This window comes from Solimonas soli DSM 21787 (assembly GCF_000474945.1).
Taxonomy (GTDB): domain Bacteria; phylum Pseudomonadota; class Gammaproteobacteria; order Nevskiales; family Nevskiaceae; genus Solimonas; species Solimonas soli.
In genome coordinates, this window is record NZ_KI440836.1 from 85,136 (window position 1) to 111,928 (window position 26,793).

Consider the following 26,793-nt stretch of genomic DNA (forward strand, 5'->3'; position numbering starts at 1 on the left):
CTCCATGTCAAGCGCCTTCCTGCTGGAACTCGGAACTGAAGATCTGCCGGCCCGCTACGTCGTGCCGCTGGCCGAGGCCCTCGCGCGCGGCATCGGCGAAGGCCTGGCGCGACGCAAGGTGGCGTTTCGCGCCCAGCACCTCTTCGCGACACCGCGGCGTATCGCCGTGCTGCTCGACGATCTCGCCGAGCGCCAGCCCGAACAGACCATCGAACGCCTGGGGCCCGCCGTCGCCGCCGCCTTCAAGGACGGCGCGCCGACGCCGGCCGCGCTCGGCTTCGCGCGCTCCTGCGGCGTCGAGTTCAGCGCGATCGGCGAGAAGGACGGCAAGCTGCATTACGCGAAGACGGAGCCCGGCAAGCCGACGCCGGCGCTGATTCCGGAAATCTTCGAGGAAGCGCTCAAGCAGATGGACGAGCTGGTGCCCAAGCGCATGCGCTGGGGCAGCCGCGACGACACCTTCGTGCGGCCGGTGCAGTGGATCGCCTGCCTGTACGGCAGCGACGTGGTGCCGCTGCAGCGCTTCGGCCTGACGAGCGGCCGCCTCAGCTACGGCCACCGTTTCCATGCGCCGGGCGCCATCGAACTCGGCACGCCGGCCGACTACGCGCCGCGCCTGAAGCACGCGCACGTCTGGGCCGACGTCGCCTCGCGGCGCTGCGAGATCAAGCGGCAGATCCTTGCCGAGGCCGCGAATGCGTGCGGCCACGCGCGCATCACCGACGATCTGCTCGATGAAGTCACCGCGCTCGTCGAGTGGCCGGTCGCCATCACCGGCCACTTCGAGGAACGCTTCCTCGAACTGCCGCCGGAAGTGATCGTCGCCACCGTCGAGACCAACCAGCGCTACTTCACGGTGTTCGAGGACGCTGCGCACACGCGGCTGACGAACGCCTTCATCACCATCTCGAACATCGAATCGCGCGACCTCACGCAGGTGATCGCCGGCAACGAGCGCGTGGTGCGGCCGCGGCTGAGCGATGCGCTGTTTTTCTACAAGCAGGATCTCAAGATTCCGTTTACGGACTATCGTCCCGGCCTGTCGACGGTGACATACCAGAAAGACCTGGGCTCGATCGGCCGCAAAGTCGAGCGCGTTACGTCGCTTGCCAAATATCTGGCGACTTCGATACAGGCCGATTTCTCGACTGTCGAGAAAGCCGCCGCGCTGTGCAAGAACGATCTCGTCACCAAGATGGTCTACGAGTTTCCGGAACTGCAGGGCCTGATGGGCGGCTACTACGCCGCCAAATCCGGCGAATCCGCAGCAGTTGCGCAGGCAATCCGCGAGCACTATCTGCCGACGCAGCAGGGCACGCCGATTCCCTCGACGCGCGAAGGCCAGATCGTCGCGCTCGCCGACAAGCTCGACGCCCTGGCCGGCATCTTCGCGATCGGCCAGAAGCCGACGGCGAGCAAGGACCCCTACGCCCTGCGTCGCGCCGCGCTCGGCGTGCTGCGCATCTGCCTCGAAGCCGAATTGCCGCTCGATCTGAGGGCGATGCTGAAGTGCGCGCTCGATACGCAGCCCGCCGGCAAGCGCGATGCCGCGACGCTCGCCGAGCTCGTCGACTTCGTGCAGGAGCGCCTGCGCGCCTATCTCGTCGGCCAGACGCTCGACGGTCGCACGGTGACGATCGAGATGTTCGAATCGGTGCGCGCGCTCGGCGTCACGCAGCCGCTCGATTTCCTGCGCCGGCTGCGCGCGGTGCATACCTTCGTCGCGCATCCGGCAGCGCCGAATCTGGCGGCCGCCAACAAGCGCGTGCGCAACATTCTCAGGCAGGCCGGCGACGCCGGCAGCGCGATCGACAGCGCGCGCTTCGAGCACGCGGCCGAGAAAGCGCTTTACACGAAGCTGGAAGAAGTCGAAGCGCTGAACGCGAAAACCGCCGACTACACCCAGCAGCTCGTCAACCTCGCCTCGCTGCGCGAGCCGGTCGACGCCTTCTTCGACGGCGTGATGGTCAATGCCGGGGATGCGGCGGTGCGCGCCAACCGTCTGGCGCTGCTGCGCAAGCTCGACGCGGCCTGCCGTTCGGTCGCCGATCTGTCACAACTGCCTGGGTGAGATATAAAACTCCCTCTTCCCTCGCGGAGGGGAGAGGGTTGGGGCGAGGGGTTCACTGGATCGGGCGACGCGACGCGCTGACACCCCTCACCCTAACCCTCTCCCCATCGCTCTGCGATGAGGGAGAGGGAATCATCTATTGTTCGCTGCGCCTGGAGCCCTGATGAAAATCGTCATCCTCGACCGCGACGGCGTCATCAACGAAGACTCCGAGGCCTACGTGAAGTCGGTCGCCGAGTGGCAGCCGATTCCGGGCAGCCTCGAGGCGATCGCCAAGCTCTGTCAGTCCGGCTACCGCGTGTTCGTCGCGACCAATCAGTCCGGACTCGGGCAGGGCCTGTTCGACTACGACGCCTTCAGCGCCATGAACGATCGCCTGCAGCAGCTGCTCGCCGAGCTCGGCGGCCGCATCGACGGCATCTTCTTCGCGCCGGACCATCCGCAGCGCGCGACGCCGAACCGCAAGCCGGGCCCCGGCATGTACCAGGATCTAGCCAAGCGGCTCGGCATCACGCTCAATCAGGTGCCGGCGGTCGGCGATTCCTGGCGCGACATCGAGGCGGCGCGCGCGGTCGGCGCACGGCCGGTGTTGGTGCGCACCGGCAACGGCCGCGAAACGGAACGGCGCAATGCCGGCAAGCTCGACGGCATCGCCGTCTACGACAGCCTCGCCGACTTCGTGGTGGCGCTGCTCGGCGGTCGCGACGCGGCCGCGGCTCAGCGGCCGCAGACGGCGTAGTCCTCGCGGCGGCGGTCGATCTCGATGCCGACGCTCTTCACGCCGCCGACCGCGCCGGGCTTGTCGATCTCCAGGCGCAGCGTGCTGATCGGGTATTTGTCGAACAGCGTGCGCGACATCTTCTCGGCGAGCGTTTCGAGCAGCGCCGGCCGCATCGCGTCGGCGACGGCGCGGATGTCGTCGGATACGGCCGCGTAGTCGACGGCATCGCGCACGTGGTCGCTGGCCGCGGCGTCGCGGGTATCGACGCCCATCTCCACGTTGACGACCAGCGGACGCTTGCGGTGCCGCTCCCAGTCGTAGACGCCGATGATGACTTCGAGCTCGAGCCCGCGGATGAAGACCTTGTCCATGCGTACCTTCGTCGTTCAGAGGGGAACCGGCGGCGGCTTAAAGCGCGACATCCCTGTCGCTGCGCCGCACTTGGGCATCCATGCCCGGCGGCGTATTAAAGCGCGACATCCCTGTCGCCGCGCCGGGCTTGGGCATCCATGCCCGGCGGCCGCAGCTGCGCGAGCGGCCAGCGCGGCGTCGTGAACAGGCCGGCACCGGCCGGCCGGCCCTCGGCGCGCCGCGCCCAGCCGGTGTAGGCGATCATCGCGCCATTGTCGGTGCAGAACGCCTGCCGCGGGAAGAACAGTTCGAAGCGCTCGCGCTGCGCGAGCGCCGCGAGCTTTTCGCGCAGGCGCAGATTGGCGCCGACGCCGCCGGCGACGACCAGCTGCGCGTAGCCCGTCTGCGCGAGGGCGCGCGCGCACTTGATCGCCAGGGTGTCGGTGACGGCCTCCTGGAACGACGCCGCGAGATCGGCCTTGTCGGCGCCGGGCAGGATGCCCAGGTGCGGCGAGTCGGCAGGGATGCCGCGCTCCGCGCCGCCGCCTGCAGCCTTTAGGGTCGTCAGCACGGCGGTCTTCAGGCCGCTGAAGCTGAAGTCGAGGCCGGGCCGATCGGTCATCGGCCGCGGGAAGCGGAAGCGCGCGCCGTCGCCGCGTTCGGCGAGGCGCGCCAGTTCGGGGCCGCCGGGATACGGCAGGCCGAGCAGCTTGGCGGTCTTGTCGAAGGCCTCGCCGACCGCATCGTCGAGACTCTCGCCGAGCAGTTCGTAGTCGCCGATGCCGCGCACCGCGACCAGCAGCGTGTGCCCGCCCGAAACGAGCAGCGCGACGAACGGAAACGCCGGCTGGCGGGCCTCCAGCATCGGCGCCAGCAGATGCGCCTCCATGTGATGCACCGGAATCAGCGGCAGGTCGAGCGCGGCGGCGAGGCCGGCGGCCACCGCGCCGCCGACCATCAGCGCGCCGATCAGTCCGGGCCCGGCGGTGTAGGCGATGCCGCCCAGATCGTCAGGCGCGAGCCGCGCATCGCGCAATGTCGCGCTGACCAGATCGTGGATGCGCGCGACGTGATCGCGCGAGGCCAGCTCCGGCACCACGCCGCCGTATTCGGCGTGCAGGCGGACCTGGCTGTGCAGCACGTGCGCCAGCAGGCGCTCGCCGTCGTAGACGGCGCAGGCGGTTTCATCGCAGGAAGTCTCGATGCCGAGAATCGGACGATCCGGCAGCGGGGCGGCGGAATGAGGCATCCGCACATTGTAAAACGCGGCGCTGCCCTGCGTTGCAGTCTTTTTCCGCGCAAGCTAGAATCGCCGCCCCTTGCCGGGGCTCGGCCGTTTTTTGCCCAGTCCGGCGTTGACCCGCAACGAATTTTTAGAGAGTGATCTGAATGCCTTCCGTCCGCGTTCGCGATAACGAGCCTTTCGAAGTGGCGCTGCGCCGCTTCAAGCGCACCTGCGAAAAGGCCGGTGTGCTGACCGACCTGCGCAAGCACGAGTACTTCGAAAAGCCGAGCCAGGAACGCAAGCGCATGCACGCCGCCGCCGTGAAGCGCCAGGCCAAGAAGGTTCAGCGCGAATCGAATCGCCGGGTTCGGCTTTACTAGGCCGCATCCCGGCTTGTCGTCCTGACAAGCTGCGCCGCCATCCTGGCGGCGCTTTTCAAAGAAAAGCAGGACACTCAAGACCCCGGCCGCAAACCGGGGTTTCGTTGTTTCTACCGTTTTGCCGAGGAGGCTCCATGACCGACCTGAAGACCCGCGTCACCGAAGACGTGAAGACCGCGATGAAGGCCGGCGAGAAGGAACGCCTGTCGGTGCTGCGCATGCTGCAGGCCGAGCTCAAGCAGCGCGAGGTCGTCGAAAGCAAGACGCTGACCGACGCCGAGGTGCAGTCGGCGGTCGAGAAGATGATCAAGCAGCGCCGGGACTCGGAGAGCCAGTTCCGTGCCGCCAATCGCGCCGACCTCGCCGACAAGGAGGCCGCCGAGATCGCCGTGCTGATGGGCTATCTGCCGCAGCAGCTCAGCGAGGCCGAGGTCGATGCGCTGATCGGCCAGGCGATCGCCGAGACCGGCGCCGCCGGCGGCAAGGACATCGGCAAGGTCATGGGCTGGATCAAGCCGAAGGTCCAGGGCAAGACCGACATGGGCAAGCTGTCGGGCTTGATCAAGGCCAAACTGGGGTGAGCCGGAGCTGTGCCGAAGTGCCTTGAATGGCACTTCGGCCCGGCGAACGCCTGGCCAAGGATGGCCAGGCCGGGGGCAATTCAAGAATTGCAGTCGCGCCACGGATGGCACCACCGCGGGTAAATTGAAATCCCATGGCCCGGATTCCCGATTCCTTCATCCACGATCTGCTCGCGCGCACCGACATCGTCGAGCTGATCGGCGCGCGCGTCGATCTCAAGCGCGCGGGCAAGGAGTTCAAGGGTCTCTCGCCGTTCACCAGCGAGAAATCGCCGTCATTCTTCGTCTCGCCGCAGAAGCAGATGTTCTTCGACTTCTCCTCGGGCAAGAACGGCACGGCGATCTCCTTCCTCATGGAGTACGACCGTCTCAGCTTCGTCGAGGCGGTCGAGGAACTGGCCAAGCGCGCCGGCGTCGAAGTGCCGCGCGAAGGCGGCTTTGATCCGCGCGTGGTCATGGACGGCCCGCTCGATGCGCTCGCCGCCGCGCAGCGCTTCTTCACCGAGCGCCTGCGCCAGGCGCCGCCGGCGATCGAGTACCTGAAGAAGCGCGGCGTCAGCGGCGACACCGCCAAGCGCTACGGCATCGGCTTCGCGCCGGACAACTGGGATGCGTTGACCAGGTTCCTGCACGAGACGCAGCACGCGCTGACCGCTGGCCTGCTGATCGAGCGCGAAGGGCGCGACGGCGCCTACGACCGCTTCCGCAACCGCGTGATGTTCCCGATCCGCGACACGCGCGGCCGCGTCATCGCCTTCGGCGGCCGCACGCTGGCCAACGATCCGGCCAAGTATCTGAACTCGCCGGAGACGCCGCTGTTCCACAAGGGCCGCAATCTGTACGGCCTCTACGAAGCGCGCACCGCGACGACCGGCGCCCTGCCCTATCTCGTCGTCGTCGAGGGCTACATGGACGTGGTGATGCTCGCGCAGCACGGCATCACCCAGGCGGTCGGCACGCTGGGCACGGCGACCACGCGCGAGCACGTGCAGCTGCTGTTCAAGTCGGCGCCGAAGATCGTCTTCTGCTTCGACGGCGACCGCGCCGGCCGCTCGGCGGCATGGCGCGCGCTGGAGCAGGTGCTGCCGGAAATGCACGAAGGCCGCGAGGCCGTGTTCATGTTCATGCCGGAGGGCGAGGACCCGGACACCTGGGTACAGAAAGTCGGCAGCGAAGCATTCAGGGCGGCGATCGACGAGGCCGCGCCGCTGACGCAGTTCCTGCTCGACACCTTGCTCAAGCAGGTCAATCTCGGCTCGCTGGAGGGCCGCGCGCGGCTGATCGCACTGGCCCGGCCACATGTCGAGAAGCTGCCGGCCGGCGCGCTGCGCATGCTGCTGATCGACGAGTTGGCGCGCCGTGCGCGACTCGGCCGCGACGACGTCGAAGCCATGCTCGGCGCGCCCACGGCGGCGACGGCCGCGGTGCCGGTGATCGCCGAGCCCGAGCGCCCGGCGCCCGGCGCGGCGCGTCCGGTGCGGCGGGCGATGCAGCTCCTGCTCGAACGCCCGGAGATGGCCGAGCGCGTCGACAATCTCGACCTGCTCGCGCAGGCCGACGCGCCCGGCGTCGAAGTGCTGGTCGAGGCGATCGACTTTTTCCACGCGCATCCCGAGGCGCGTGCCGCGCAGCTGGTCGAGGCCTGGAAGGACACGCCGAAAGGCCGCGGCGTACAGAAACTGCTGTCGATGGAAACGCCGCTCGTCGATGAAACGCTTGAAAGCGAGTTCCGCGACACCATCAGGCTACTAACGTTCAGGGCGCTGGAGAGCGAGGCGAACCGCCTGCTCGAGGAATCCCGGCATCGCGAACTGACGCGCGCCGAACTGGGCGTGATCGAATCGCTGCATCGCAGCCGCCCGCCCCGATCCCGACGATGATGCCGGCCGTCCCGGAAAATCGTCGCCAACCGTCCCCGCTGGCCGTATAATAGCCAGTTCAGCCTCATCCGCCGCGCGCCGGCGCTATGTGAAGAGTACCGCATGGCCACCAACAGCAATTCCGACAAAGCCGACAAGTCTGCCTTCGACAAGCAGGCGCAGAAGCAATCGCAGATCAAGGTCCTGATCGCGCTCGGCAAGGAGAAGGGCTACCTGACCTACGCCGAGGTCGCGGACCATCTGCCGGAAATCGTCGATACCGAGCAGATCGAAGACATCATCAGCATGATCCAGGCGATGGGCATCCCGGTCCACGAGGATGCCCCGCAGGAAGAAGAGCAGCTGTTCTCCGAACCCGCCGTCGTCGCGACCAACGAGGAAGAAGAGGACGCCGCCGAAGAGGCCGCCGCCGCGATCGCCGCGCTCGACGACCAGTTCGGCCGCACCACCGACCCGGTGCGCATGTACATGCGCGAGATGGGCTCGGTCGAACTGCTCGACCGCGAGGGCGAAATCCGCATCGCCAAGCGCATCGAGGAAGGCCTCAACGAGGCCATGTTCGCGATGGCGCAGTACCCGGAGACGGTCGCCATCCTGCTCGAGTCTTACGAGAATTCCAAGCAGGGCAAGAAGCGCCTCGCCGACATCGTCACCGGCTTCTTCGATCCGAACGCCGAGGAAGCCGCGGCGCCGGAAGAACTGCCGGAAGAGGACGTCGAGGAAGAGGACGAGGACGAGAGCGACGAGAGCGGCGACGAGGAAGAAGCCGTCGACACCGGCCCGGATCCGGTGCTCACCGCCGAGAAGTTCGCCGAGCTGCAGGCGCTTTACGACAAGGCCTGGGACTCGCTGATGAAGCAGGGCGCCGGCCATCCGAAGACGCAGGCCAAGCGCGAGGCCGTGGCGACGCACATCATGGGCTTCAAGCTGTCGCCGAAGATCGTCGACGAGATCACGCAGAACCTGCGCGGCAAGATCGAGACGATCCGCGATACCGAGAAGTCGATCATGCGCATCTGCGTGGTCGACGCCGGCATGACGCGCGAGGAGTTCCTCAAGATCTATCGCGAATCGAACGGTGCGACCAACCCGGACTGGATCCAGAAGCTGATCCGCGCCAAGCGCAAGTATTCCTCGGAGCTGAATGCGCGCCAGGAAGAGATCTACGCGCTGCAGGAAAAGCTGCGCAAGATGGAAGGCGACAACCTGATCTCGCTCGACGAGATCAAGGACATCAACCGCCGCATGAACGTCGGCGAGGCCAAGGCCCGCCGCGCGAAGAAGGAAATGGTCGAGGCCAACCTGCGTCTCGTCATCTCGATCGCCAAGAAGTACACCAACCGCGGCCTGCAGTTCCTCGACCTGATCCAGGAAGGCAACATCGGCCTGATGAAGGCGGTCGACAAGTTCGAATACCGCCGCGGCTACAAGTTCTCGACCTACGCGACCTGGTGGATCCGCCAGGCCATCACCCGTTCGATCGCCGATCAGGCGCGCACCATCCGCATCCCGGTGCACATGATCGAGACGATCAACAAGCTCAACCGCATCTCGCGGCAGATGCTGCAGGAGATGGGTCGCGAGCCGACGCCGGAAGAACTGGCGAAGAAGATGGAGATGCCCGAGGACAAGATCCGCAAGGTGCTGAAGATCGCCAAGGAACCGATCTCCATGGAAACGCCGATCGGCGACGACGAGGATTCGCACCTCGGCGATTTCATCGAGGACACCGCCGCGGTCTCGCCGCAGGAAGCGGCGACCTCGCAATCGCTGTCGGAAGCCACGCACCAGATTCTCGCCTCGCTGACGCCGAGGGAAGCCAAGGTGCTGCGCATGCGCTTCGGCATCGACATGAACACCGACCACACGCTGGAAGAGGTCGGCAAGCAGTTCGACGTCACGCGCGAGCGTATCCGCCAGATCGAGGCCAAGGCGCTGCGCAAGCTGCGCCACCCGTCGCGCGCCAACTATCTGCGCAGCTTCCTCGACGAGTAAGCCCCGCACGCTTGCCGAGGGCGCCCTTGCGGCGCCCTTTTTCGTTCGCCGCCGAACCGACGGCGCGGAACCCCGGCGCAAGAGGTATTGCCGCGCGCGCGCGCCGGCTCATACTGTGCGCAACATCGGCATGGATGGATTTTCTTGCGGCGGAATCCGGCAGCGGTTGCAAACTCGTCGACGCCGCGACCCGCCGCGCTGCACGCCGGCGCCGCGCTCCTGCTGGTGGCCGCCGCCTATTTCGCCAGCGGCCGCCTGGGCCTGCGGCTGGCGATTCCGCCGGGCTATGCGACCGCGGTGTGGCCGGCCTCCGGCATCGCCCTGGCCTGCGTACTCGTCTTCGGCCGCCGCGTCTGGCCCGGCGTCTGGCTCGGCTCCTTCCTGATCAACGTCTGGACCTCGCTCGACCCTTCCGCGCCGACGGCACTGCTGCGCTCGCTGCTGCTGCCGGCCGTCATCGCCTGCGGCGCCTCGGCGCAGGCCCTCGCCGGCGCCGCCCTGATCCGCCGCTTCGTCCGTCATCGCAACATTCTCGAACAGGAGCTCGAGGTCATCCGCCTGCTCGTGCTCGGCGGGCCGCTGGCCTGCCTGATCGGCGCGACCGTCGGAACCGGCGGCCTGTGGCTGAGCGGGCAGATCGAGCGCAGCGCCGTGCTGCTCAGCTGGTGCACGTGGTGGAGCGGCGACGTCATCGGCGTGCTGATCTTCACGCCGGTCGTCCTGGTGTGGACGGCGCGGCCCTACCGGCTGTGGCTGCGGCGGCAGCTGGCGGTCACGCTGCCGCTGCTGACGCTGTTCACGCTCGTCGTCGTCGTGTTCGTGCTGACCAGCGTGCGCGAAGCGGAACGTCTGCGTGCCAGCTTCGACAACGAGGCCAATCACGCCGAGCAGCAGCTGCACGCCAGGCTCGACCGCTACACGATGTCGCTGACCGCCGTCGCCGGCCTGTTCGGCAGCTCGCAGTCGCTGACCGCCGCCGAGTTCGACCGCTTCGCGGCCTTGCTCTTCGAGCAGACGCCGGAGCTGTTCGCGATCAGCTGGAACGCCGTGGTGCCCGAGAGCGAACGCGCCGCATTCGAGCGCGACATGCGTCGCCAGGGCTTCAGCGGTTTCCGCATCTACCAGCTCGACGGCAAGGGCCAGGCCATTCCCGCAGTGCCGCGCGACCAGCACATCGTCGTGACCTACGTCCGATATTCGGTGCCGGCGCCCGGCGCGCAGGGGCTCGACATCGGCTTCGATCCGGACCGGCGCGAGGCCCTGCTGCGCGCCGCCGAACTCGACACGCCGGTGGCGACGCGCCAGCTCCAGCTCATCGGCGACCAGCACACGGTCGACGGCCTGCTGATGATGCTGGCCGTGCGCGGCCAGGGCCGCGTGCTCGGCTACGCGACGCTGGTGCTGCGCTCCGCCGACCTGTTCGGCGCGATGCTCGACGAACTGTCGGCGGCCGGCATCGGCCTGCGCGTCGTGGACCGTTCGGCCTCGACGCCGCGACCGATGTTCGAGGCAGGCGCCGTGGCAGACACGGACCGGCGCGCGCTGCGCCACAGCACGGTGCTGCACTTCGCCGACCGCGACTGGGAGCTGCAGTATTCGCAGCCCGCCACCTACTGGGTCGGCCACAGCGCCTGGCAGACCTGGCTGGTGCTGGCCGGCGGCATGCTGCTCACGGCCCTGCTCGGCGTGCTGATGCTGGTGCTGATCGGCCGCAACGCGCGTGTCGAACGCACCGTGCAGGAGAGCACGGCCGAACTGCGCGCCAGCGAGGAGCGCTTCCGCAGCCTGCTTGAATCGGCTCCCGACGCCATGGTGATCATCGGCAGCAACGGCCGCATCGTGCTGGTGAACTCGCAGGCCGAGCGGCTGTTCGGCTACGCGCGCGACGAGCTGCTGGGCCAGCCGGCGCAGCTTCTGCTGCCGCAGTACGCCCACGACGCGCAAGAGCGCGACGAGACTGCCGCATCGTCCTTGCCGCAGACGGCCGGAACCCACGCCTTCCAGGGCCGGCGCCGCGACGGCAGCGAGTTCTTCGTCGACGTCTCGCTGTCGCCGCTGCACATCGGCAGCGAGCGCGTGGTCACCGCCGCGATCCGCGACGTCACCGCGCGGCGGCAGGCCGAGGAGCGCCTCAACCGCGCGCATTCGGTGCTGGCGGCGACGCTGGAATCGACGACCGACGGCATCGTCGTCGTCGACCGCGCCGGCAAGATGCGGCACACCAATCGCAACTTCATCGAGATGTGGGGCCTGGCGGAGGATGCCGCCGGCAACACCGAGGCGCGCCGCGCGCTCGACGCCGTGCTGCCGCAGCTGCGCCATGCGCAGGCTTTCGTCGACCGCGTCGCCGAGCTGCACGCGCAGGCCGACGCCGAGAGCTTCGAGCTGATCGAGCTCAAGGACGGCCGGGTGTTCGAAAGCTACTCGCGGCCGCAGGAAGTCGGCGGCCAGATCGTCGGCCGCGTGTGGAGCTTCCGCGACATCACGCAGCGCCGTTCGACCGAGGCGCGCATCCGCCATCTCGCGCAGCACGACGCGCTCACCAACCTGCCGAACCGCGCGCTGCTGTCCGACCGCCTCGAGACGGCGATCAAGGCCGCCGCGCAGGCCGCGCAGATGCTGGGCGTGATGGTGCTCGACATCGACCACTTCAAGCGCATCAACGATTCGCTCGGCCATGAGAAAGGCGACGAGCTGCTGCTCACCGTCGCCGGCCGCCTGCGCGAAGCGACGCGCAAGAGCGACACCGTGGCCCGCCTCGGCGGCGACGAATTCGTGGTGCTGCTGACCGATATCCACCATCGCGACGGCATCGCCCACGTCGCCAACCAGATCGTGCGCGAACTGTCGCTGCCGATCCGCCTCGGCGCACAGGAACTCAGCGTGACGCCGAGCATCGGCATCAGCGTCTATCCCGACGACGCCCGCGATGCGGTCGGCCTGATCAAGTGCGCCGACATGGCCATGTACCACGCCAAGGCCCGCGGCCGCGGCAACTGGCAGTGGTACCACCACGACCTGCAGCGCGCCAACGAGGAACAGCTGTCGCTGGACAATGCCCTGCATCGCGCCGTCGAGCGCAACGAGTTCTCGCTGCACTACCAGCCGGTGCTGGCGACCGACAGCGGGCGCGTGGTCGGCATGGAGGCCTTGCTGCGCTGGAACCATCCCGAACGCGGGCCGGTACCGCCGAGCAGCTTCGTCGGCATCGCCGAGGAGTCGGGGCTCATCGTGCCGATCGGCGACTGGGTCCTGCACACCGCCTGCCGCGAGGCACGCCTGCTGCAGGAACGCAGCGGCGAGCCGCTGAGCCTGGCGGTCAACGTCTCGCCGCGCCAGTTCCGCGAGCAGACTCTGGTGGCGCGGGTCGCCGCCGCCCTGTCCGCCAGCGGCCTGCCGGCGCACTGCCTGACGCTGGAGATCACCGAGAACCTGCTGCTGGTCAGCCGCGAGGAAACCGTCGCCACGCTGCAGCAGCTGCGCGCACTCGGCGTGTCGATCGCCATCGACGATTTCGGCACCGGCTATTCGAGCCTGTCCTACCTGACGCGCTTTCCGGTCAACAAGCTGAAGATCGACGGCTCCTTCATCCGCGACCTCGCCGAGGATTCCCGCGATGCCGCCGTGGTCACCGCGATCATCGCCATCGCGCGCAGCCTGCAGATGGGCGTGGTCGCGGAGGGCGTGGAGACGCCCGCGCAGCTCGCCTATCTGCGCGATCGCGGCTGCGACGAAGTGCAGGGTTTCCTGATCAGCGAGGGCGTGCCCTGCGATGCATTCGTGGCGACCCTGGAGCGCGTGCAGCGGCGCGGTTTCAGCGCCGACTGAGGCGCGGCCGCCCGCGGCCGGCCGGCCGCGGCGCGGATCGCTATTCGCCCCAGGCGTAGCCGAAGGTCGCGGCGGCGACGAAGGAATCGGCATCGTCGCGCAGGCCGTCCAGATCGACCTGCTCGGTGCCGAGAATCCAGCGCAGGTCGAATCCGGCGACGAAATGCCGGGCGACGCGGAACTGCGCGCCGCCGGCAACGAAGTAGCCGAAGGCCTGGTCGCTGTCGTCGTGATCGTCGTGGTAGTCGTCCTCGTACTCGATCGCCACCCCGGTCGAGGTGACGCCGGCCGCCAGATACGGACGGAACAGGCCCTGCGGCCGCATCAGCTTGAGACCGGCCGAGAAGTCGACCGCGGCGATCGAGCCGTCGTAGAAGCCGTATTCCGGGCGGTCATCGAGCTCGCGCGACGACACCTGCACGCCGACCAGGCCGTACAGCGGCGTCTGGCCGATGCGGATGTCGGCGAGCATGCCGGCCAGCGGCTGGCCGTCGGCGCCGAGCCGATCCCACTGCGCGCCGCGCAGCTGTCGCCAGCCGATCGCGCCGCTCACCGAACCACCGGCCTGCGCCGCGCCGCTGGCCGCCAGCAGCGCCAGCGCCGCCAGCCATGTCCGCTTGTCCATGCCGCTTCCCCCTTGCGAGCCGCCCCTGCGCGGCATCGCGAGTATACGAATGAAGACCGGGCACAAAAAAAGACGCGGCGCACAAAGCGCCGCGTCCTGTTTGTCCCGTCGACGGCTCAGGGCACTGCGGCGCGACCGGCGGCGATGGACGGCGTGTACAGCGGGCTGTCCTGCGTGGAGAAATAGTGGGCGATCGCCTTGATGTCCTCGTCGGACAGGGCAGCGGCCTGCGCCGCCATGATCGGATTCTTGCGTGTGCCGGCCTTGTACTCGTGCAGCGCGTGTTCGAGGTAGTTCGCGTACTGGCCGGCAATGACCGGATAGGTCGGCGCGATCGGCTTGGCGCCGCGCTCACCGTGGCAGGACGTGCAGACCGCAGCCTTTTCGGGCGCCGCGGCGTCAGCGAAGGCGGCGCCGACCGGCGCCAGGCTCAGCATGGCTAGGGCAATGAGACGCTTCATGGGTCTACCTTTACGGATGCTTCGGCGCGGTGGACAGGAAGGCGGCGAGATCGGCGATGTCCTGGTCGGACATGCTGGCGGCCTGCGCGTGCATCGTTGCGTGCGGACGGTTGCCGCTCTTGTACTCGTTGAGCGCCGCGGCGATGTACTCCGCCGACTGGCCGCCGAGCTTCGGCACGCGATACGTCGGGTAAGCGTTGTTGTACTTCGGAATGCCGTGGCATCCCATGCAGGTGCTGGCCTTGATGCGGCCGGCGGCGGCATCGCCGTCGGCGGCGCGGGCCGGCGCTGCCAGTACGGTCGCAGCGAGCGAAGCGGCAAGGGCGACAGCGCCCCAACGCGCAAACTTCATGGTAGAGCTCCCCAAAACACCAACGAACAGATTGGGCGGATAAGAACAGGCGCGGACAAAGCCGCGATATGTTCCGGGTTTTGCGCGCCCCGGTCAACGCGCGCAGGCGCCGCGAGCACGACGCGCGCATCGCCGCGGCGCGCGTCGTCCGATGTCTGGAGCCTGTCACCGACGAACTGCTACCCTGACTCGCAGCGGCCCGGTTCCGCACCATCTTCCAGAACGTTCGCCCGCATGAAGCCATTCCGCTCACGCCCGCCGCTCCGCCCCGCATGCCGCGCCTGAATCCGCTGCGTCGCCCCGCCGCCGCGAGCCGGGCCCAGGAATTCGCCGCGGTCGATCTCGGCTCGAACAGCTTCCACATGCTGGTCGCGCGCGGCGACGGTCGCGGCCTGCAGATCATCGATCGCCTGCGCGAACCGGTGCGTCTCGCCGCCGGTCTCGAAGCCGGCGGCCAGCTGAAGCCCGAGGTCGCGGCGCGCGCGCTGGCCTGCCTGCAGCGCTTCGGCGAACGCCTGCGCGGCATTCCGTCGGCGCACGTGCGCGCGGTCGGCACCAACACCATGCGCAAGCTGCGCAGCGGCGGCGACTTCGTGCTCGCCGCGGAAGCCGCGCTCGGGCACGCCATCGAAGTCATCGCCGGCCCCGAGGAGGCGCGTCTGGTCTATGGCGGCGTGATCCACGGCCGCGGGCGCGCCCGGCCGCGGCGGCTGGTGGTCGACATCGGCGGCGGCAGCACCGAGCTGATCATCGGCCGCGGCGACGAGCCGAAGCTGCTGGAATCGGTGTCGCTCGGCTGCGTCGTGCACACGCAGCGCTTTTTCGGCGACGGCCGCATCACGCCGGCGCGCTTCGAGCGCGCGCGGCTCGCCGCCGGCGTCGAACTCGAGTTCCTCGCCCAGCCCTACCGCACCGCCGGCTGGGATCTGGCGATCGGCTCCTCGGGCACCATCCGCGGCATCTGGCGCGTGCTGCGCGAGCGCGGCTGGATCGGCGAGGAGATCACGCGCGAGGGCCTCGAGAAGCTGATCGCGCTGAGCCTGCAGAAGCGCAGCATCGCCGAGATCGACTATCCGGCCCTGCGCGAGGATCGCCGGCCGGTGTTCATCGGCGGCCTCGCCGTGCTCGCCGGCGTGTTCGACACCCTGCAGGTCGAGCGCATGGAATCCTCCGACCGCGCGCTGCGCGAAGGCCTGCTCTACGACCTGCTCGGCCGCCTCAGCAATCGCGACGTGCGCGACGAAGCGGTGGCGGCGATGGCGCAGCGCTACGGCGTCGACGCCGCGCACGCACAGGACCTGCAGCGCACCGCCCTGCGCATCCTCGATCACGTCGCGAAGCCCTGGCAGCTCGACAGGCCGACGGCGGCGCAGTTCCTGCGCTGGGCCGCGCAGCTGCACGAGGTGGGCCTCGTCATCACGCACAACGGTTACCACAAGCACGGCGACTACATCATCCGCCACAGCGATCTGCAGGGCTTCTCGCAGACCGACCAGCAGGCGCTGGCGGCGCTGGTGCGCCTGCACCGCGGCAAGTTCGCGCAGGACGTGCTCGTCGCGCTGCCGCCGGTGTGGGCGGAAACGATGCGGAAACTGGCGCTGATCCTGCGCATCGCCTACCTGCTGCACCGCTCGCGCGTGCCGGACCTGCGGCCGCCGATCGCCATCGAGGCGACGCGCCGCAGCCTCACGCTGCGCTTCACGCGCAAGACCTGGCTCGACCGCCACCCGCTGACGCGCGCCGATCTCGAACGCGAGCTCGAGCTGCTGGCCGCGCTGCCGGTGCGCCTGCGCTTCCTCTAGGCCTGTCGACGCTCATGGCGTCGCCGTGGCCGAGTCCGTTTTTCCGCAGCGCGCGGCTCAGGCCTCGTCCAGCAGCTTCTGCTGGATCGGCTTGCCTTCGACCTTCTCGGCACGCTGGTAGGAACCGTCGGCCTGCAGCAGCCAGCTCTGCGCGGTGTCGTCGAGATAGCCGTGCAGATCGCGCAGGATGCGCTCGCGCAGCTTGCGGTCGGCGATCGGGAAGGCGACCTCGACGCGCTTGAACAGATTGCGCTCCATCCAGTCGGCGCTCGACAGGTAGAGCTCCGGCTCCTCGCCGTTGGCGAAGAAATACGCGCGATGATGCTCGAGGAAGCGGCCGACGACCGAACGCACGGCGATGTTCTCGGACAGGCCCTTCACGCCCGGCCGCAGCGAGCACATGCCGCGCACGATGAGGTCGATCTTCACGCCGGCCTGCGAGGCCTTGTACAGGGCCTGGATCATTTCCGCTTCGACCAGCGCGTTCATCTTGGCGATGATGCGCGCCGGCTTGCCCTGGCGGGCAAAGCCGATCTCGCGCTCGATCTTGGCATGCACCTGCTTGGCCAGCGTGAACGGCGACTGCAGCAGGCGGTTGAGCTTGATCACCTTGCCGAGGCTGGTGAGCTGCAGGAACACAGCGTGCACGTCCTTGCAGATCGCCGGGTCGGCGGTGAAGAAGCCGTAGTCCGTGTACATGCGCGCCGTGCGCGGATGGTAGTTGCCGGTGCCGAGGTGCGCGTACTGGCGCAGGCCGCCGCTGGAGCCGCTGTCCTCGCGGCGCACGACGAGGCACATCTTGGCGTGCGTCTTGTAGCCGACCACGCCGTAGACGACGTGCGCGCCGACTTCCTGCAGCTTTTCGGCGAGGTCGATGTTGTTGGCCTCGTCGAAGCGCGCGCGCAGCTCGACGACCACCGTCACTTCCTTGCCGTTGCTGGCCGCCTCGATCAGCGCGTCGACGATCGCCGACTGGTCGCCGGTGCGGTACAGCGTCTGCTTGATCGCCAGCACCTTCGGATCGCGCGCCGCCTGGCGCAGGAACTCGACGACCGGCGCGAAGGAATCGTAAGGATGGTGCAGCAGCTGGTCGCGCTCGCGGATCGCCGCGAACAGATCGCCGGACAGCGCCTTCGGCACGCGCGGCGTGAACGGCGGGTACTTGAGATCGGGCCGGTCGACCATGTCGGGAATCGCCAGCAGGCGATTGAGATTCACCGGACCGTTGACCTGGAACACATCATCCGGCGCCAGCTGCGCGACGTCGGTCAGGTACTGCCACATCTGCTCGGGGCAGTTGTGCGCGACCTCGAGGCGCACGATATCGCCCCACTGGCGCTGCGACAGCTCGCCTTCGAGTGCTTCCATCAGATCCTTGGCTTCTTCCTCGTCGACCAGCAGGTCCGAGTTGCGCGTCAGGCGGAACTGATAGCAGCCGCTCGCCGCCATGCCGGGAAACAGCTCGTCGACATAGGCGTGGATCACGCTCGACAGGAACACGAAGTCGTAGGGACCGCTGCCGGCGATCTCGCGCGGAATCTGGATCAGGCGCGGCAGCGCGCGCGGCGCCTGCACGACGGCGAAGCCGGTGTTGCGGCCGAACGCGTCCTTGCCGGACAGCTGCACGATGAAGTTCAGCGACTTGTTGAGGATGCGCGGGAACGGGTGCGCCGGATCGAGGCCGAGCGGCGACAGCACCGGCGCCAGCTCGTTCTGGAAATAGGTGCGCAGCCAGGCGTCCTGCTCGGCTGTCCACTCGCTGCGGCGCACGAAGCGGATCTTCTCGCGCTCCAGCGCCGGGATCAGCACCTCGTTGAAGACGCGGTACTGCTCGGCCACCAGTGCGTGCGCGCGCGTGCTGATCGCCGCCAGCGTCTCGGCCGGCGTCATGCCGTCGGCGCCGCGATTGCCCGGATTCAGCTCGGCCATCTGCTGCAGGCCGGCGACGCGGATCTCGTAGAACTCGTCGAGATTGGCGCTGGAGATGCAGAGGAACTTGAGGCGCTCGAGCAGCGGCACCGTTTCGTCCAGCGCCTGCGCCAGCACGCGACGGTTGAACTCGAGCAGCGACAGCTCGCGGTTGAGGAACAGATCGGCGGGCTGGAACTCTAGCTCGGGCGGGGTCTTGCTCATGGCGCATTCCGCGAAGTCGGGGCCGCGGACGGCAGCATGCCGCCCGTACAGCGGAGCGCCAGTCTATGACAAAGATGTGAACGCGGCGTGACGGTGGCGCGCGCAAGCCCTTGATCGGGTTCACTGTCGCCCGCCGTCAGCCGGGACGGGCGCGAGCGCCGCGGCGCGCAGCCTGCGGGTCTGCGGCGGATTGCCGGTGATCAGGCGGGCTTTCCTTGCGCGCGAGATACCTCCAGGTCCACTGCACGAACACGCGCAGAACATGTGAGGAAGGACTTACCGCGATTCCGGATCCACGGCGGCGACGGCCAGGCGCGGATAGCGCGCGCCGAGCCAGCGGTGCTGCATCACGTAGCGCGCCACCGTGGCGACGTCGTGGATGTAGCCGGCGTTGACGGCGCAGCCGATCGCCGCGCCGATCACCGGCATCAGGCCGAAGCCGAAGGCGCGGCGTCGCGTCAGGTTCATGCCGATGCGCCCGGCCAGCGTCTTCATGCTGAACTGCGCCGCCTCCTTGGCGAGATGACGCTCGGCGACACGCTCGACGCCGTCGCGCCAGGCCGCCTCGAAGAGCGCCTCGGGCGCCTCGAGCGCCCGCCAGGCATCCTCCTTCTCCTGCAGCGTGTTCGCCGAGGCCAGCGCGAACACGCCGATCGCCAGGCCCTTGTGCGCCCCGGCGCGCCAGTCCTCGCCATAGCAGTAGGCGGTGCGATGGATGGTGCGCAACGCGACGCCGAGCAGGGTCGGGATGTCGGCGGCCATGCCGGGCGCGCCGCCGAAGCCGAACAGCGCGCCGCCGACGCCGCCGAGCGCCATGGCGCGCAGTTCGACGCGGCGCGACAGGCGGTCGCATTCCTGCAGCGGCACCTCGCGCAGCTCGGCAAGATCGTCGACGCCGGCCGCCTTCATGACGTCCTGCCGCGCGGAGGTCCAGCCGGCGGCGTGATCGACGCCGCGCAGCACCGTGCGCAGCACGCCGACCGGCACCAGATGCTGCGCGGCATAGGCGGCGACGCGGCTCGGGCCGGCCATCACCTTCGTTCCCCAGTCCGGCGGCGCGCTACGCCAGCGTTCGATCGCCTGCCACTGCGCCTGCTCGTAGGCGTCCGGCTTCTTGCGTTTGCTCATGCCCTGCACTGTAGGACTTTTCGGTGAAATCGCCAGCGCGTGGCGGTTGACCGAGGCACGCGCCCTCCCCGATCCTGCATTCCATGTGCCTGATCGCCCTCGCCCTCGACGCGCATCCGCGCTACTCGCTCGTGCTCGCCGCCAATCGCGACGAATTCCACGCCCGTCCCGCCGCACCCGCCTCCTGGTGGGACGATGCGCCGCACATCTTCGGCGGCCGCGATCTGCAGCAGCATGGCAGCTGGCTCGCTGCGGCGCGCGACGGACGCTGGGCCGCGGTCACCAACGTGCGGCGCATGGTGCTGCCCGATCCCTCGGCGCCCTCGCGCGGCGCCCTGATCAGCGACTACCTGCGCGGCAGCAGCGGCGCGGCGGACTATGCGCGGTCCCTGTCGGCGACCGCGCATCGCTACGCCGGCTTCAATCTGCTGATCGGCGATCGCGACGGTGTGTTCTATGTCGGCAACCTGCCGCGCTTCACGCTGCAGGCACTGACGCCGGGCCTGCACGCCGTCAGCAATGCGAGCCTCGATACGCCCTGGCCTAAACTCGTGCATCTGAAGTCGCGCCTCGCGCAATGGTGCGCCGACGACGATCACGACAGCGCGCCGCTGTTCGCGGCCCTGTCCGATCCGCGCGCGGCGGCGGACGATGAGCTGCCGGACACCGGCGTCGGCCTCGAACGCGAGCGCTTCCTTTCCGCCGCCTTCATCCGCGGCGCCGAATACGGCACGCGCTGCAGCACCGTGCTGACGATCGACGCCGGCGGCCACGCCAGCTTTCACGAGAAGCGCTACGGCGCGGACGCCGTCTACGCCGGCGAAACGATCGAATATCTGCAGTTCGGCTGAGCCGGCGACGCCGTTAAAACCCGCCAGCGATATCGCCGGGCCTCGCCGCGGCCCGGCGCCGTCCGCTCAGGCCAGGCGCAGGCCGCCGTCGACCGGCAGGATGGCGCCGGTGATGTAGGCGGCATCCTCCGACAGCAGGAAGCGCGCGGCGCGCGCCACATCCTCGGCCGCGGCGAGACGGCCGAGCGGAATGCGCGCGAGCTCGCAAGCCTGCATCTCGCTGGCGATGCCCTCGCCCCACAGCGTGTGGCCCGGCGCGACGGCGTTGACGCGCACGCGCGGTGCCAGCTCCAGCGCCAGGGTCTCGGTCAGCGACCACAGGCCCGCCTTCGCCGCGTAATAGGCGCTGTAGCCGGGCAGCGGATGCGAGAGCTGGGTGTCGACGATGTTGACGACGGCGGCACCGGCGCCGAACAGCGGCGCGCAGGCTTGCGTCAGCAGCAGCGGCCCGCGCAGGTTCGAGGCCAGCAGATCGTCGAGCTGTGCCGGCTGCAGCTGCGGCAGCGGCGTGCGGTAGAAGGTCGAGGCGTTGTTGACCAGCGCGTCGAGCCGGCCCCAGGCCGCATGCGCTTCGCTCGCCAGCCGCGCCAGCGCCGCCGGATCGCCGAGATCGGCGAGCGCCAGCCGCGCCGAGCCGGCGCGCGCGGCGTCGAGTTCGGCGACCAGGGCCTGGCCTTCGGCGCGGGAACGATGCGCGTGCACGACGACGTTCCAGCCGGCGGCGTGCTGCGTCCGCGCGATCACCGCGCCGATGCGCCGCGCCGCGCCGGTCACCAGCACGACGCGCGCGCCATCCGATGCTGCCTCTACGAGCGGTTTCATGACCCGTCCTTTATTCTTCTGCGCTCCATCATCCCAAATCCTGGCGCGACTCCGTGCAATCCCTGCTCAACGTCATCTGGCTCGGCATCATCGAAGGCATCACCGAGTTCCTGCCGATCTCCAGCACCGGCCACCTGCTGATCGCCGAGCACTGGCTCGGGCATCGCTCCGATCTCTTCAATGTCGGCATCCAGGCCGGCGCCATGCTCGCCGTCGTGCTGATTTATCGTCAACGTCTGTGGAGTCTGACGCTCGGCATCGCCCAGCCCGATCATCGCGACTACCTGCTCAAGCTCGGCGGCGCCTTCCTCATCACCTGCGTCGGCGGTCTGCTCGCCAAGAAGCTCGGCCTGCAGCTGCCGGAAACGGTCGCGCCGGTCGCGCTGGCGCTGATCATCGGCGGCGTCGCCATCCTGCTCATCGAGCAGTACGCCGCGCGCCTGCCGCCGCGCACGAACGTCAGCTGGACCATCGCCGTCTGGGTCGGCCTCGCGCAGATTCTCGCCGCCGTGTTCCCCGGCACCTCGCGCTCGGCGGCGACGATCTTCGCGGCCATGCTCGCCGGCCTGTCGTCGCGCGCGGCGGCCACGGAATTCGCCTTCCTGGTCGGCATCCCGACCATGTTCGCGGCAACCGGCTACGAGCTGCTGAAGCTGGCCAGGACCCCGGCCTTCGCCGAGGAGAACTGGACCGAATTCTGGATCGGCTTCTTGGTGTCGGCGGTCGTCGCCTTCGTCGCCGTAAAGTGGCTGCTGCGCTACGTGCAGTCGCACCGCTTCACGATCTTCGCCTGGTATCGCATCGTGTTCGGCGCGGCGCTGCTGATTCTCCTGCCGTCGTAGCGTCAGTCGGCGGCCACGGCGTGCACCGCGCCGCGCGGGCGCCGCGTGAACCAGACGAAGATGATCGCCGCGAGGCTCAGCCAGCCGCAGATCCAGAAGAAGTCGAGCGCCGACATCAGGTAGGCCTGGCCGCCGAGCACGCGCGTCAGCACGCCGACCGACTGCGTCTGGTCGAGGCCGCCGGACTGCAGGGTGTGCATGGCCTGCGTCAAGCTCGGATCGTAGATGCTGGAGCTTTCCGCGAGGCGCGTCTGGTGCAGCGCGGCGTGGCGATCCCAGAAGGTCGTGGTGATCGAGGTCGAGAAACTGCCGGCGGTGATGCGCAGGAAGTTCGACAGGCCCGAGGCCGCCGGCACCTGCGCGTCCGGAATGCCGTCGAGGCAGATCGTCAGCATCGACACGAAGAACATCGACATGCCGACGCCCTGCACCAACAGCGGCGTGACGTAGGCGGCGAAGCTGGCGTCGGCGGTGTAGCCGGCGCGCATGAAGTACGAGACCGCGAACACCGCGAACGAGGCGGTGGCGAACAGGCGCGCGTCGAAGCGGCCGATGTTCTTGCCGATCAGCGGCGACAGCAGCACGGCGACCACGCCGCTCGGCGCGGCGACGAAGCCGGCCCAGGTGGCGTTGTAGCCGAGCCAGGTCTGCATCCACAGCGGCTGCAGCACGACGGCGCCGAAGAAGATCGCGTAGCCGAGGCACAGCACGCCGGTGCCGATCGCGAAATTGCGGTTCTTGAACAGGCCGAGATTGATGATCGGGTGCTGCTCGCCGAGCTCCCAGATCAGGAAGGCGATGAAGCCGACCAGCGCGACGATCGCCAGCACGACGATGAAGCCGGAGGAGAACCAGTCCTCGTCCTTGCCCTTGTCGAGCATGATCTGCAGCGAACCGACCCAGACCACCAGCAGGCCGAGGCCGATGCCGTCGATCGGCAGCCTGCGCGTCGGCGTCTCGCGATGCCTGAGACCCTGCCAGCAGACCGCGGCGCAGAACAGGCCGACCGGCACGTTGATGTAGAAGATCCACGGCCAGGAATAGTTGTCGGATATGTAGCCGCCGAGGATCGGCCCGCAGATCGGCGCCACCAGCGTGGTCATCGACCATACCGCGAGCGCCGCGCCCTTCTTGTCGGGCGGAAAGATCGAGATCAGCAGCGCCTGCGAGCCCGGAATCATCGGTCCCGACACCGCGCCCTGCAGCACGCGGAAGGCGATCAGCGACGGCAGGCTCCAGGCGGCGCCGCAGAGGAACGAGGCGATCGTGAAAAGCAGGACCGAGACGACGAAGGTGCGCACCACGCCGTAGCGCTGCATCAGCCAGCCGGTCAGCGGCACCGAGATGCCGTTGGCGACCGCGAACGAGGTGATCACCCAGGTGCCCTGATCGCTCGACACGCCGAGATTGCCGGCGATGGTCGGGATCGACACGTTGGCGATCGTCGTGTCGAGCACCTGCATGAAGGTGCCGAGCGCCAGCGCCGTGGCGACGAAGCCACGCGCGCCGTTGATCGGTGCCGGAGCGGCGACGGCGGCGCTCACGGCGCGGAGCGTCCGCCGGCGGCCGGCGCGCGATCGGCCGCCTGGCCACTGTTGCGCGAGATGATGTCGCTGATGCGCCGATCGATCGCCGCGTCGTGCTCCTCCGAGGCGATGATCTGCTGCGGCGCGCCGCGCACCTCGCGGGCGATCAGCGAGCCCGAGGTGTCGTGCAGGTCGACGGTCGCCGTCATCGACAGGCCGACGCGCAGCGGATGCGCGTCGAGCTCCTTGGCGTCGAGGGCGATGCGCACCGGCACGCGCTGCACGATCTTGATCCAGTTGCCGGAGGCGTTCTGCGCCGGCAGCAGCGCGAAGGCGCTGCCCGAGCCGGCGCCGAGGCCGGCGATCTTGCCGTGGTAGCGCACGTCCTTGCCGTAGAGGTCGGCGTGCAGCTCGACCGGCTGGCCGACGCGCATCTGCTCGAGCTGCACTTCCTTGAAGTTGGCGTCGACCCAGGCATTGGCGAGCGGCACCACCGCCATCAGCGGCGCGCCCGGCGCGATGCGCTGGCCGACCTGCACGCCGCGCCGCGCGATGATGCCGGCGACCGGCGCAACGATCTTCGTGCGCTTCAGCGCCAGCGCCGCCTCGCGGACCTTGGCCGCCGCGGCGAGCACCTGCGGATGATCGGCGACCGTGGTGTTCTCGGTCTGCGCGGTGTTGCTGGCGAGATCCTGGCGCGTCGTCGCCAGCGCCGCTTCGAGCTGCGCGACCTGATCGCGCGCGTGCTGCAATTCTTCGCCGGACACGCCGCCGTCGGCGGCGACTTCGAGACGGCGCTTGAGATCGCCGCGCGCCGCCTGCAGCGAGACCTCGCGCGCGCGGATCTGCGCGCGCAGCGCCTCGCCCTGCGAATAGAGGCCGCGCACCGAGCGCACGATGCGCGCGAGATCGGCCTCGGCGCCGGCCAGCGCGACCTCCGCGTCCGCCGGATCGAGCTCGACGAGCACCTGGCCGCGGTCGACGTGCTGCGTGTCGTCGACGCGCACGCCGGTGACGGTGCCCGCGACCTCGCTGGTGATCTGCACCAGATCGGTGGCCACGTAGGCGTCGTCGGTCGACTCGAAGTAGCGGCCGTGCAGCAGGTAGTACGCGGCGTAGCCGCCGAGCGCCAGCACGACCAGCGCGGCGAGGATCAGCAGGCGCCGGCGGCGCGTGCCATTGGCGGGGGCGACGGGATTCGGATTGTTCATGTTCAGGCTCCGGCGCCGGCGGCGGCGGCGGCGTTGGGCGTGTTGGGATCGAAACTGCCGCCGAGCGTCAGCAGCAGCGTGACGCGGGCGATGACGTGGCTGGCCGTCAGCGTCACCATGTCGCGGCGCGCGGACAGCACATTGCTTTCGGCATTGAGGACGACCAGCTGCGACGACAGGCCGGCGGCGTAGCGGCGCTGCGCCAGCGCGTAGGCCGCCTCGGTCGCATCGAGGCGCTGCTGGCCCTGCGCCAGCTGCTGCGCCAGCGAGTCGCCGAGCGTGATCTGGTCGGCGACGTCGCGCACCGCCTTCAGCACGGTGTCGTTGTAGGCGGCGATCGAGGCGTCGAGTTCGGCGGTCGCGCCGGCATAGCCGGCCTTGAGGCGCTGCGCATCGAAGATCGGCAGATGCAGGGCCGGCCCGAAGCCGTAGATCTTGCTGCCGGAATCGAACAGGTCGTCGATGCCGACCGCCTGATAGCCGGCGAAGGCCTTGAGGCTGATATCGGGCAGGAACGCGGCCTTCGCCGCCTGACGGCCGGCGGTCGCCGCCTCGACGCGCGCCTTGGCGGCGAGCACGTCCGGACGGCGCGCGAGCAGATCGAGCGGCAGTTCAGTCGGCAGCGGCAGAGCGGCGTCGAGCGTCAGCCGCGGACGGCCGATCGACGCATAGGCGTCGGCGCCGCGGCCCGACAGCGCCGCGAGATTGTGGATCGCCAGATCGCGCTGGCTTTCCGCCTGCAGGCGCGAGGCGCGCGCCTGCGGCAGCGCCGCTTCGGCGGTCTTCACGTCGACCTGCGTGTCGAGGCCGGCGCGCACGCGGTCCTGGGTCAGCTTGAGCAGGGTCTCGCGCTGCCGCTCGGCCTGCGCGGCGATGTCGGCGAGCGCGTAGGCCTGGTAGAGCTGCACGTAGGCCTGGGCGATCGCGCCGGACAGCGCGAGGCGCGCCGACACGCGATCGAGCTCGGCGGCGCGCGTCTGCGCCCTGGCCTCGCGCAGCAGGCTCGCCTGCCGGCCCCAGAAGTCGAGATCCCAGTTCAGGTTCAGGCCGAGCTGGCCGAGCCAGGCCATGTTGCCGCCGCTGGCGGCGAAGCCGTACTGCGGCGGCGGATAGATGTAGTTCTCGGAGAGACGCTGGCGCGTCTCCTCGCCGTCGAGCGTGACGCCCGGGCGCAGCGGCGCGCCGGCGGCGACGGCCTGCGCCTGTGCGCCCTGCACGCGCGCCAGCGCTTCGGCGAGGCTGGGATTGTTGGCCAGCGATTCGTCGATCAGGCGATCGAGCTGCGCGTCGCCGAAAGCCTTCCACCAGCCGTCGCCGGCGTGCGGCGCGGCGGCACCGGCAAGACCGAGCCGCTGTTCGTCGAGCGGCGTCAGCCGCGGTTCCGCCTTCGGCGGCAGCACGCAGCCGGCCAGCAGCGCGCCGCCCAGCGCGGCGGCGGCCAGCGTCACGCTCCGCGCCATCCGACTCTTGTTGTGATTCATGTGTTTTCTCCGGCGGCGCCGTTGAGGGCCTGCATGCTGAGCAGCAGTTTGTTCAGCAGCCGCGCCAGTTCGTTGAATTCGTCGCGGCTGAAACCCGCCGCGTTGAGCACCTCGTTGAGACCAGCGACCACCTGCGGCAGCAGCTCGTCCATCTTGCGCTTGCCGTTCGCGGTGAGCTTCAGCTCGACCACGCGGCGGTCCTGCTGGCTGCGCTGGCGCTCGACGTAGCCGCGCTGTTCGAGGTGATCGAGCATGCGGGTCACCGCGCCGTTGTCGTGGCACATGGCGCGGCACAGATCGCTGGCGGTCAGCGCATCGCCCTCGTGCAGCTTCAGCAGGGCGATCCACTGCACGAAGTTGATGTCGTGCTCGGCGAAGATGCGCTCGGCGCAGGCGTGCATCTGGGCATGCGTCATCTTCAGCAGATAGCCGAGGCTGCTGCGCGAATTGAAACTGAGCGGGTCGTAGAACATCGTCGTCACTGCGGCCTGCCTGTCAGGTTTCTGCCATGACAATATTTGCCTTGG

The 26,793-nt window shown here is 68.9% G+C and carries 22 protein-coding genes; 10 read left to right on the top strand and 12 right to left on the bottom strand.

Annotation, left to right across the window (positions count from 1 at the left end):
• Positions 1–4: 4 nt before the first annotated feature.
• Both glyS and gmhB read left to right on the top strand, forming a co-directional pair.
• Positions 5–2,071 carry a glycine--tRNA ligase subunit beta gene (gene glyS / locus K344_RS0112475; RefSeq protein ID WP_028080945.1) on the top strand — a complete coding sequence of 689 codons (2,067 nt, stop codon included), beginning with the start codon at positions 5–7 and terminating at the stop codon, positions 2,069–2,071.
• A 163-nt stretch (positions 2,072–2,234) separates the two neighbouring features.
• Positions 2,235–2,810: a D-glycero-beta-D-manno-heptose 1,7-bisphosphate 7-phosphatase gene (gmhB, locus tag K344_RS21530; RefSeq protein WP_211234540.1), complete on the top strand. Its 576-nt coding sequence runs from the start codon at positions 2,235–2,237 to the stop codon at positions 2,808–2,810.
• On the opposite strand, the gene folB is transcribed toward gmhB, so the two are convergent.
• Together folB and tsaD are read right to left on the bottom strand one after the other, a co-directional pair.
• A complete protein-coding gene (folB, locus tag K344_RS0112485) occupies positions 2,789–3,163 on the bottom strand; it encodes a dihydroneopterin aldolase (protein ID WP_028080946.1) in 375 nt (124 codons plus the stop codon). The two genes, gmhB and folB, sit on opposite strands and share 22 nt — an antisense overlap.
• 95 nt (positions 3,164–3,258) lie before the next feature.
• On the bottom strand, positions 3,259–4,392 hold the full coding sequence (gene tsaD, locus K344_RS0112490) for a tRNA (adenosine(37)-N6)-threonylcarbamoyltransferase complex transferase subunit TsaD (RefSeq protein WP_051362190.1): 1,134 nt from the start codon (positions 4,390–4,392) through the stop codon (positions 3,259–3,261).
• A gap of 140 nt (positions 4,393–4,532) precedes the next feature.
• Between tsaD and rpsU the strand changes: the two genes are divergently transcribed.
• The 5 genes from rpsU to K344_RS23075 all read left to right on the top strand — a co-directional run bounded on the left by rpsU (position 4,533) and on the right by K344_RS23075 (position 13,032).
• On the top strand, positions 4,533–4,748 hold the full coding sequence (gene rpsU / locus K344_RS0112495; RefSeq protein ID WP_028080948.1) for a 30S ribosomal protein S21: 216 nt from the start codon (positions 4,533–4,535) through the stop codon (positions 4,746–4,748).
• Positions 4,749–4,882: 134 nt separating this feature from the next.
• Positions 4,883–5,329 (top strand): GatB/YqeY domain-containing protein, encoded by a 447-nt coding sequence (locus K344_RS0112500; protein WP_028080949.1) that lies wholly within the window; start codon positions 4,883–4,885, stop codon positions 5,327–5,329.
• 134 nt (positions 5,330–5,463) lie between these two features.
• Entirely contained in the window at positions 5,464–7,209 is a 1,746-nt protein-coding gene (gene dnaG / locus K344_RS0112505) for a DNA primase (protein WP_028080950.1), read from the top strand.
• Between the two features lie 102 nt (positions 7,210–7,311).
• Positions 7,312–9,204, top strand: a complete 1,893-nt coding sequence (gene rpoD, locus K344_RS0112510) for an RNA polymerase sigma factor RpoD (protein WP_051362191.1) — start codon at positions 7,312–7,314, stop codon at positions 9,202–9,204.
• Between the two features lie 144 nt (positions 9,205–9,348).
• The gene (locus K344_RS23075) at positions 9,349–13,032 is read left to right on the top strand and encodes an EAL domain-containing protein (protein WP_051362192.1); all 3,684 of its coding nucleotides are present in this window, start codon (positions 9,349–9,351) and stop codon (positions 13,030–13,032) included.
• A 40-nt stretch (positions 13,033–13,072) separates the two neighbouring features.
• Here K344_RS23075 and K344_RS0112520 read toward each other — a convergent pair whose 3' ends face one another.
• From K344_RS0112520 to K344_RS0112530, 3 genes are all read right to left on the bottom strand, one after another.
• Entirely contained in the window at positions 13,073–13,657 is a 585-nt protein-coding gene (locus tag K344_RS0112520) for an outer membrane beta-barrel protein (protein WP_028080952.1), read from the bottom strand.
• Between the two features lie 116 nt (positions 13,658–13,773).
• Positions 13,774–14,118: a c-type cytochrome gene (locus K344_RS0112525; protein WP_028080953.1), complete on the bottom strand. Its 345-nt coding sequence runs from the start codon at positions 14,116–14,118 to the stop codon at positions 13,774–13,776.
• A gap of 10 nt (positions 14,119–14,128) precedes the next feature.
• Positions 14,129–14,470 carry a c-type cytochrome gene (locus K344_RS0112530; protein ID WP_028080954.1) on the bottom strand — a complete coding sequence of 114 codons (342 nt, stop codon included), beginning with the start codon at positions 14,468–14,470 and terminating at the stop codon, positions 14,129–14,131.
• Positions 14,471–14,742: 272 nt separating this feature from the next.
• On the opposite strand from K344_RS0112530, the gene K344_RS0112535 reads away from it, so the two are divergent.
• The gene (locus K344_RS0112535) at positions 14,743–16,272 is read left to right on the top strand and encodes a Ppx/GppA phosphatase family protein (protein WP_051362193.1); all 1,530 of its coding nucleotides are present in this window, start codon (positions 14,743–14,745) and stop codon (positions 16,270–16,272) included.
• Between the two features lie 57 nt (positions 16,273–16,329).
• On the opposite strand, the gene ppk1 is transcribed toward K344_RS0112535, so the two are convergent.
• Positions 16,330–18,405 (bottom strand): polyphosphate kinase 1, encoded by a 2,076-nt coding sequence (ppk1, locus tag K344_RS0112540; RefSeq protein ID WP_028080956.1) that lies wholly within the window; start codon positions 18,403–18,405, stop codon positions 16,330–16,332.
• Between the two features lie 276 nt (positions 18,406–18,681).
• Positions 18,682–19,533 (bottom strand): EcsC family protein, encoded by an 852-nt coding sequence (locus tag K344_RS23080; RefSeq protein ID WP_028080957.1) that lies wholly within the window; start codon positions 19,531–19,533, stop codon positions 18,682–18,684.
• A gap of 83 nt (positions 19,534–19,616) precedes the next feature.
• Between K344_RS23080 and K344_RS0112550 the strand changes: the two genes are divergently transcribed.
• Complete coding sequence (locus tag K344_RS0112550; RefSeq protein WP_028080958.1) at positions 19,617–20,384, top strand: NRDE family protein; 768 nt, start codon at positions 19,617–19,619, stop codon at positions 20,382–20,384.
• 66 nt (positions 20,385–20,450) lie between these two features.
• Here K344_RS0112550 and K344_RS0112555 read toward each other — a convergent pair whose 3' ends face one another.
• Positions 20,451–21,206: an SDR family oxidoreductase gene (locus K344_RS0112555; RefSeq protein ID WP_028080959.1), complete on the bottom strand. Its 756-nt coding sequence runs from the start codon at positions 21,204–21,206 to the stop codon at positions 20,451–20,453.
• A 53-nt stretch (positions 21,207–21,259) separates the two neighbouring features.
• On the opposite strand from K344_RS0112555, the gene K344_RS0112560 reads away from it, so the two are divergent.
• Positions 21,260–22,048 (top strand): undecaprenyl-diphosphate phosphatase, encoded by a 789-nt coding sequence (locus K344_RS0112560; protein ID WP_028080960.1) that lies wholly within the window; start codon positions 21,260–21,262, stop codon positions 22,046–22,048.
• Positions 22,049–22,050: 2 nt separating this feature from the next.
• Here the strand turns inward: K344_RS0112560 and K344_RS0112565 are convergent, their stop codons facing one another.
• From K344_RS0112565 to K344_RS0112580, 4 genes are read right to left on the bottom strand one after another with little or no spacing between them, the layout of a single operon-like run.
• On the bottom strand, positions 22,051–23,592 hold the full coding sequence (locus tag K344_RS0112565) for a DHA2 family efflux MFS transporter permease subunit (protein ID WP_028080961.1): 1,542 nt from the start codon (positions 23,590–23,592) through the stop codon (positions 22,051–22,053).
• Positions 23,589–24,785: an HlyD family secretion protein gene (locus K344_RS0112570; protein ID WP_028080962.1), complete on the bottom strand. Its 1,197-nt coding sequence runs from the start codon at positions 24,783–24,785 to the stop codon at positions 23,589–23,591. The genes K344_RS0112565 and K344_RS0112570 overlap by 4 nt, the downstream gene beginning before the upstream one ends.
• Positions 24,786–24,787: 2 nt before the next feature.
• Entirely contained in the window at positions 24,788–26,266 is a 1,479-nt protein-coding gene (locus K344_RS0112575) for an efflux transporter outer membrane subunit (protein WP_084197388.1), read from the bottom strand.
• Positions 26,263–26,739, bottom strand: a complete 477-nt coding sequence (locus tag K344_RS0112580; RefSeq protein WP_245586228.1) for a MarR family winged helix-turn-helix transcriptional regulator — start codon at positions 26,737–26,739, stop codon at positions 26,263–26,265. Before K344_RS0112580 ends, K344_RS0112575 begins: the two co-directional genes overlap by 4 nt.
• Between the last annotated feature and the right edge of the window lie 54 nt (positions 26,740–26,793).

Bases quoted from the DNA above. Each gene is read 5' to 3' on its own strand.
- dnaG (WP_028080950.1), top strand. From the start codon at position 5,464: ATGGCCCGGATTCCCGATTCCTTCATCCACGATCTGCTCGCGCGCACC.
- tsaD (WP_051362190.1), bottom strand. From the start codon at position 4,392: ATGCCTCATTCCGCCGCCCCGCTGCCGGATCGTCCGATTCTCGGCATC.
- ppk1 (WP_028080956.1), bottom strand. From the start codon at position 18,405: ATGAGCAAGACCCCGCCCGAGCTAGAGTTCCAGCCCGCCGATCTGTTC.
- K344_RS0112550 (WP_028080958.1), top strand. From the start codon at position 19,617: ATGTGCCTGATCGCCCTCGCCCTCGACGCGCATCCGCGCTACTCGCTC.
- rpoD (WP_051362191.1), top strand. From the start codon at position 7,312: ATGGCCACCAACAGCAATTCCGACAAAGCCGACAAGTCTGCCTTCGAC.
- K344_RS0112570 (WP_028080962.1), bottom strand. From the start codon at position 24,785: ATGAACAATCCGAATCCCGTCGCCCCCGCCAATGGCACGCGCCGCCGG.
- K344_RS0112580 (WP_245586228.1), bottom strand. From the start codon at position 26,739: ATGTTCTACGACCCGCTCAGTTTCAATTCGCGCAGCAGCCTCGGCTAT.
- K344_RS0112520 (WP_028080952.1), bottom strand. From the start codon at position 13,657: ATGGACAAGCGGACATGGCTGGCGGCGCTGGCGCTGCTGGCGGCCAGC.
- folB (WP_028080946.1), bottom strand. From the start codon at position 3,163: ATGGACAAGGTCTTCATCCGCGGGCTCGAGCTCGAAGTCATCATCGGC.
- K344_RS0112530 (WP_028080954.1), bottom strand. From the start codon at position 14,470: ATGAAGTTTGCGCGTTGGGGCGCTGTCGCCCTTGCCGCTTCGCTCGCT.
- rpsU (WP_028080948.1), top strand. From the start codon at position 4,533: ATGCCTTCCGTCCGCGTTCGCGATAACGAGCCTTTCGAAGTGGCGCTG.
- K344_RS0112555 (WP_028080959.1), bottom strand. From the start codon at position 21,206: ATGAAACCGCTCGTAGAGGCAGCATCGGATGGCGCGCGCGTCGTGCTG.
- K344_RS0112525 (WP_028080953.1), bottom strand. From the start codon at position 14,118: ATGAAGCGTCTCATTGCCCTAGCCATGCTGAGCCTGGCGCCGGTCGGC.
- glyS (WP_028080945.1), top strand. From the start codon at position 5: ATGTCAAGCGCCTTCCTGCTGGAACTCGGAACTGAAGATCTGCCGGCC.
- K344_RS23080 (WP_028080957.1), bottom strand. From the start codon at position 19,533: ATGAGCAAACGCAAGAAGCCGGACGCCTACGAGCAGGCGCAGTGGCAG.
- K344_RS0112500 (WP_028080949.1), top strand. From the start codon at position 4,883: ATGACCGACCTGAAGACCCGCGTCACCGAAGACGTGAAGACCGCGATG.
- K344_RS0112575 (WP_084197388.1), bottom strand. From the start codon at position 26,266: ATGAATCACAACAAGAGTCGGATGGCGCGGAGCGTGACGCTGGCCGCC.
- gmhB (WP_211234540.1), top strand. From the start codon at position 2,235: ATGAAAATCGTCATCCTCGACCGCGACGGCGTCATCAACGAAGACTCC.
- K344_RS0112535 (WP_051362193.1), top strand. From the start codon at position 14,743: ATGCCGCGCCTGAATCCGCTGCGTCGCCCCGCCGCCGCGAGCCGGGCC.